We start from the raw sequence: 5552 nt of genomic DNA, 5'->3' as shown, positions 1-5552 counted from the left end.
CGGCATTGGCTTTGAAAACATCGTGCGCCGTGAGGGTTTCGATCCCCCGTCCCCAGATTAAGAATCTGGTGCTATCCCAGCTCAGCTAACGGCGCGTGTGGTCAGTGGGCCGCCCGGGGCTCGAACCCGGAATTCAAGGGTAAAAGCCAAGAGTGATACACGATTTCACCAACGACCCGTGTACGTCCGGCAGGAGTCGAACCTGCACGCCCTGCAATGGGCACCGGAGTCTGAGTCCGGCACGTCTCCCAGTTCCGTCACGGACGCTCGACACCATGAAGTGCGCTCGACAGGAGTTGAACCTGCACGCCCGTATAGGGCACCCGGGTTTGAGCCGGACGCGTCTACCAAAGTTCCGCCACGAGCGCGGATGCCACCACTGTGTAGTTCTCAAAGGTCGAGCGGGACAGGACCATTCGCCTACCCACCCGCGTTGCACACGGGCTGTCCGGGTGCGTTGCAGTAACGATGCTCCTCTGAGAAGCGAGAGTTGTAAACCGAATTTTTCAGCGAGAGATACTGTGCCACAAGTAATTTGGGTGCGACGAACTACAGGAATGTCAGGCGACGTTCCTAACAGGGCAAACAGCAAAGCTGAGAGATATATGAGATTTTTCTTCGGGCCCTTGCTTCCGGCCGGGACGCTCGCCCACTAATGGGGCGGAAGGTTGACGGAATGACCGGAAGCATCTGGGCTGGCTGTCGCCGCGGTGCTCCGTCAGATTCCTGGCGGAGGTGATTGCGCTAGCGGTGCCCGCGCACGTCAAAGCCACCGTGGACGCGGCGTGCATCCCGGCGAGCAGATAGTCGATGCGGATCATGGTCACGGAATTACGGTAGCACCTTTGCTCGGAACTTCCGAGCGATAATCTTTTCGGTCAAGTGGCCAGGTAGATCATGGTTCAACAGGCACGGCGAAGAGTTGCTCAGCAGCGCTATAGGGGTCACGCCGTCCCTCGGCGACCATCTCCGCCAGGCACTCCAGCTCGGGATGATTCCGCAGCAGGGTTTGCGCCAGTGACAAGATCTGTGCGCGAGCCCGCGCCTTACGACGATCCGGGCTGTCGGCGCGTCGGTGAGCGTCGATTGCCTCCACCAGCTCGCCAATGCCCTCCCCTTGGGCGGCAACGAGTTTGATGATCGGAGCCATTGTCTCCGCCCGCAGATCACGCACGGTTTGATCGGCGCCCTCACGGTCTGCCTTGTTCACCACCACAATGTCTGCAACTTCGAGCAGGCCTGCTTTCGCGGCCTGGACAGCGTCGCCCGCACCGGGATTGAGGATCACGATCGTCGGATCGGCGATCGCCGCGATCTCGATCTCAGACTGTCCGACGCCGACCGTTTCCAGCACGATCAGGTCGTACGACAACGCGGCCAGCAGCCGGATCGCTGCCGGGACCGCGGCTGCCAGTCCGCCTAAGTGACCGCGCGCGGCGACCGAGCGGATCAGCACGTCCGGGTCGTTGATGTGTGCGCTCATTCGAATCCGATCGCCCAGCAGCGCGCCACCACTGTAGGGCGATGACGGATCGACCGCGAGCACCGCGACCCGCATCTCCCGTTCGCGGTATGCGCCGACGAGCGCACCCACCGTCGTCGACTTCCCAGCACCAGGCGGTCCCGTCACGCCTACGATCTGTGGCGGCCCGACCGGGCCGAGCACACCGAGAACTTCGTCGCGGCGCGCACTTTCGACCAAGCTCAACAAGCGTCCGGCCGCGCGAGTGGATCCGCTGCGCGCCGCCGCGATGAGTTCGTCGATGGTCATCTTGATGGCCGAGTCTACGGCGCTGGCACCTCGATCACGGTCGCCGATCCCATTCCGCCTCCGGCACACATCGCCGCCACTCCGACACCGCCGCCGCGCCTGCGCAATTCGTGCACCAGCGTGACGAGCATCCTCGCCCCGGTGGCCGCGACAGGATGACCCAGTGAGCATCCGCTGCCGCTGACGTTGACACGCTCCGGGTCGATGTCGAGCAGCTTCATGGTGGCCACGCACATCGACGCGAACGCCTCGTTGATCTCGAATAGGTCGACATCGGCCAGCGAAAGACGCGCCCGTGCAAGCGCTTTCGGGATCGCCTCGACGGGGGCGAGGCCGGTGGACGCGGGATCGACGCCGACGGACGCCCACGACCGGATCGTGGCCAGCGCCGGCAGCCCGAGCCGGTCGCTGGCAACAGCGAGTACCGCCGCGCCGTCGTTGGCGCCGCAGGCGTTGCCCGCGGTGATCGAAAAGCCTTCGATCTCGGGGTGAAGCGGCTTGAGCGCCGCCAGCTTCTCGATGGTGGTGTCGCGCCGGGGGTGCTCGTCGACCTCGAATACGCCGTGCGGCGTGTCGATGGGCACGATCTCGTGCTTGAAGCGCTCCTCGTCGATCGCCTGGATGGCCTTGCGATGCGATCCCAACGCCCACTCGTCCATCTCGTCGCGGGACACACCGGCCTTGACGGCGGCATTCCATCCGACCGTGATCGACATGTCCATGTTGGGCGCATCGGGCCGGTCCGGATGGGTAGGCGGGAACCAATCCACCATCTCATCGCCCTGGCGGCGTTTGAACCGCGGCGACGTCGACGCGGAGTTGACGCCTCCGGCGATGATCAGCTGGTCCATGCCGGCTCGAATGCTGGCCGCGGCGCCCTGCACAGCCGCCTGGCCGGCGGCGCAGTGCCGATTCAGCGCGAGTCCCGGCACGGAGGAAAGACCCGCCGTGATTGCCGCATGCCTGGCGACGACGCCGCCGCCATAGAGGCCCTCGCCCAAGATCACGTCGTCGACCGGAATCGGGCCCAGATCCGCCGCCGCGGCGCCAACGACGTGCTCCGCCAACTGGTAGGCATCGGTGTCCCGCAGGGTGCCTTTGATGGCGGTGCCGATGGGCGTACGCAGGGCAGAAACGACTACGGCTTCGGGCATAGGTGACTCCGTCTCGACCGGTATGAGAATGTTATTCTCTCAGTTCGAGAGCGTCAGTTGCAAGAAGGGGAACCATATGCAAATCGCAGGTAGCTCCGCGATCGTCGTCGGAGGCGCAGGCGGCCTGGGCGAGGCAACAGTCCGGCGTCTGCACGGCGCGGGCGCAAAGGTGGTCGTCGCCGACCTCGCCGATGACAAGGGCAAGGAGCTCGAAAGCGAGCTCGGTGTGCGGTATGTGCGCACCGACGCCACCTCCGAGGAGTCGGTCAACGCGGCGATCGCCGAGGCCGAGTCGCTGGCACCGCTGCGGATCTCCGTCGACACCCACGGCGGTCCCGCCAGTGGCGGACGGTTGATCGGCAAGGACGGGTCGCCTCTGGACCTTGACGGCTTCAAGAAGACGATCGAGTTCTATCTCACCGCGGTCTTCAACGTGATGCGCCTTTCGGCTGCCGCCATCGCCAAGTCGGAGCCGCTCGACGAGGGTGCCCGTGGCGTCATCATCAACACCGCCTCGATCGCGGGCTATGAGGGCCAGATCGGGCAGCTCCCCTACGCCGCCGCCAAGGGCAGCGTCTTGGGTATGACGCTCGTCGCGGCGCGTGACCTCTCGCCGCTTGGTATCCGCGTCGTCACCATCGCGCCGGGCACCATCAACACCCCGGCGTACGGCAAGGCGGCCGACCAGCTCGAGCAGTACTGGGCTCCGCAGGTGCCGTTCCCGAAACGCATGGGCAAATCGACGGAGTACGCGCAACTGGCGCAGAGCATCGTCGAAAACGACTATCTCAACGGCGAAATCATCCGCCTCGACGGAGCGCTGCGGTTCCCGCCGAAATGACCGGGACGCTCGCCGGCAAGGTCGCCTTCGTTGCCGGCGCAAGCCGCGGCATCGGCGCGACGGTGGCCGAGGCACTCGCCCGCGAGGGTGCGGCGGTCGCGGTCGCCGCACGCTCGGAGCAAGGGGGCAAGGTGCCCGGCACGATCCATGCTGTCGCCGAACGTATTACGGCTTCGGGTGGTCGTGCCCTGCCGGTGTCGTGTGACGTCACCAGCGAGGACTCAGTGGAAGACGCTGTCGCCGCGACGGTTTCGGAGTTCGGCGGCGTCGACATCCTGGTCGCGAACGCCGGTGTGCTCTGGCTGGGCCCGATCGAGGCGACCCCGCTCAAGCGCTGGCAACTGTGCTTGAACGTCAACCTGACCGGCGTCTTCCTGGTGACCAAGGCCGTCATTCCGCATGTGCGAGCCCGTGGCGGCGGCTCGCTGATCGCGGTTACCACCACCGGCGTCACGATGACCGAACACGGATCCAACGCGTACTGGGTGTCGAAAGCCGGCGCTGAGCGCCTGTACCTCGGCCTGGCGGCCGACCTCAAGCCCGACAACATCGCGGTCAACTGCCTGAGCCCGTCGCGCGTCGTACTCACGGAGGGCTGGCAGGCCGGTGGCGGCGGCATGGAGATCCCACCCGAGATGGTGGAGCCGCCAGAAGCGATGGCCAACGCCGCGGTGCTGCTGGCACAGCAGGACGCATCCGGCATCACTGGCACCATCCAGCGCTCAGAAGAGCTCACCACGTAGCCGCGAGCGACCGCCAAATGCCAACAAATACCGGCGCGTTGCGTGCAGACACGGTCGCTCGCGGGAGTGACTAGTTCTTCTTGGCGATCAGCCCGTCCACGATCTTGTTGAAGTCGGCGGTCCCAAAGGACACGTATTCCGACAGATTCGCGTAGTCCAACGACGCCATAACCGACTTCTCGAGTTGGATGTTCATCAGGCGCTTGGTGCTCTCGAGTGCCTGTTGCGGCAATTCCATGATCTTCTTCGCGCACGCAATCGCCTCGGCGAGCGGATCGGCAACGACGTGGTTGGCCATCCCTAGCTCGAGCGCTCGGGCGGCCTTGATCCGCACTCCGGTAAACGCGAACTCCTTGGCCTGCAACAAACTGATCTGCGACGGCCACACCAGTGGCCCGCCGTCTGCGGCCACCAGACCGATCGACACGTGCGGGTCGGCGAAGAACGCAGTCTCGGCCATGTAGACGATGTCCGAGAGCGCCGCCAAGCTGCAGCCGAGCCCTACGGCCGGGCCGTTGACAGCGGCAATCACGGGTATGCGGCACCGCACCATGCCGATGACGAGGTCACGGCCGTGCTTGATCGTCTTCTGGCGCAAGGCTTCGTCGCTGCGCAGCTCATCGAGGTAGTTGAAGTCACCACCTGCCGAAAAGGCCCGGCCGGCACCGGTGATTACCGCTGCCCGCGCGTCGACATCCTCGTTGAGCGCTTCCCAGATCTTGGCCAGGCCGACGTGCAACGGGTCATTGACCGCGTTGAGCTCATCGGGCCGATTGAGCGTGATGATGCGGAGGCCACCGTCGGCGCGGACGTCGATTTCGTCTGGCATGTCATACATCTCAAACTCCTAGTCCGAGGATTCGCGACGCGATGATGTTCTTCTGAATTTGCGATGTGCCGCCCATGACGCTCTGCGCGCGGCTGTACAGGTAGGCGCTCAACAGCTCTGGGTCACTGGTTCCAGTGACGGCCAGCGCCGCGTGTCCGACGGACTGCTCGGTCCACGTCATCAGCAGCTTGTCCAGTGACCCCTGCGGCCCGTG

Annotated in this window: 5 protein-coding genes, 4 tRNA genes and 1 pseudogene; 2 read left to right on the top strand and 8 right to left on the bottom strand. The window is 64.9% G+C overall.

The window, feature by feature from the left end:
- Nucleotides 1-23: 23 nt before the first annotated feature.
- The 6 genes from VFH65_RS26090 to VFH65_RS26065 form a co-directional block, all read right to left on the bottom strand.
- A tRNA-Lys gene (locus tag VFH65_RS26090) sits at nucleotides 24-95 on the bottom strand.
- Between the two features lie 10 nt (nucleotides 96-105).
- Nucleotides 106-178, bottom strand: a tRNA-Lys gene (locus VFH65_RS26085).
- Between the two features lie 3 nt (nucleotides 179-181).
- Nucleotides 182-267: transfer RNA gene (locus tag VFH65_RS26080), tRNA-Leu, on the bottom strand.
- 14 nt (nucleotides 268-281) lie between these two features.
- Nucleotides 282-368, bottom strand: a tRNA-Leu gene (locus VFH65_RS26075).
- Between the two features lie 527 nt (nucleotides 369-895).
- Entirely contained in the window at nucleotides 896-1771 is an 876-nt protein-coding gene (gene meaB, locus VFH65_RS26070) for a methylmalonyl Co-A mutase-associated GTPase MeaB (protein WP_353325555.1), read from the bottom strand.
- A gap of 14 nt (nucleotides 1772-1785) precedes the next feature.
- Nucleotides 1786-2925 carry a thiolase family protein gene (locus tag VFH65_RS26065; RefSeq protein ID WP_353325553.1) on the bottom strand — a complete coding sequence of 380 codons (1140 nt, stop codon included), beginning with the start codon at nucleotides 2923-2925 and terminating at the stop codon, nucleotides 1786-1788.
- 76 nt (nucleotides 2926-3001) lie between these two features.
- On the opposite strand from VFH65_RS26065, the gene VFH65_RS26060 reads away from it, so the two are divergent.
- Nucleotides 3002-3766 carry an SDR family NAD(P)-dependent oxidoreductase gene (locus VFH65_RS26060; protein ID WP_353325551.1) on the top strand — a complete coding sequence of 255 codons (765 nt, stop codon included), beginning with the start codon at nucleotides 3002-3004 and terminating at the stop codon, nucleotides 3764-3766.
- Nucleotides 3763-4509, top strand: a complete 747-nt coding sequence (locus tag VFH65_RS26055; RefSeq protein WP_353325549.1) for an SDR family NAD(P)-dependent oxidoreductase — start codon at nucleotides 3763-3765, stop codon at nucleotides 4507-4509. Before VFH65_RS26060 ends, VFH65_RS26055 begins: the two co-directional genes overlap by 4 nt.
- Before the next feature lie 70 nt (nucleotides 4510-4579).
- On the opposite strand, the gene VFH65_RS26050 is transcribed toward VFH65_RS26055, so the two are convergent.
- On the bottom strand, nucleotides 4580-5347 hold the full coding sequence (locus VFH65_RS26050) for an enoyl-CoA hydratase/isomerase family protein (protein ID WP_353325547.1): 768 nt from the start codon (nucleotides 5345-5347) through the stop codon (nucleotides 4580-4582).
- Nucleotide 5348: 1 nt separating this feature from the next.
- Nucleotides 5349-5552 (bottom strand): annotated as a pseudogene (locus VFH65_RS26045) (acyl-CoA dehydrogenase); the annotation flags it as partial.

This window comes from Mycobacterium sp., assembly GCF_035697385.1.
Classification (GTDB): domain Bacteria; phylum Actinomycetota; class Actinomycetes; order Mycobacteriales; family Mycobacteriaceae; genus Mycobacterium.
The sequence above is the reverse complement of the archived record's forward strand: the minus strand, read 5'-3'. Positions and strand labels throughout refer to the sequence as shown.

Excerpts from the sequence above, each read along its gene's own strand:
- VFH65_RS26060 (WP_353325551.1), top strand. The coding sequence starts at position 3,002 with ATGCAAATCGCAGGTAGCTCCGCGATCGTCGTCGGAGGCGCAGGCGGC.
- VFH65_RS26050 (WP_353325547.1), bottom strand. The coding sequence starts at position 5,347 with ATGTATGACATGCCAGACGAAATCGACGTCCGCGCCGACGGTGGCCTC.
- VFH65_RS26065 (WP_353325553.1), bottom strand. The coding sequence starts at position 2,925 with ATGCCCGAAGCCGTAGTCGTTTCTGCCCTGCGTACGCCCATCGGCACC.
- VFH65_RS26055 (WP_353325549.1), top strand. The coding sequence starts at position 3,763 with ATGACCGGGACGCTCGCCGGCAAGGTCGCCTTCGTTGCCGGCGCAAGC.
- meaB (WP_353325555.1), bottom strand. The coding sequence starts at position 1,771 with ATGACCATCGACGAACTCATCGCGGCGGCGCGCAGCGGATCCACTCGC.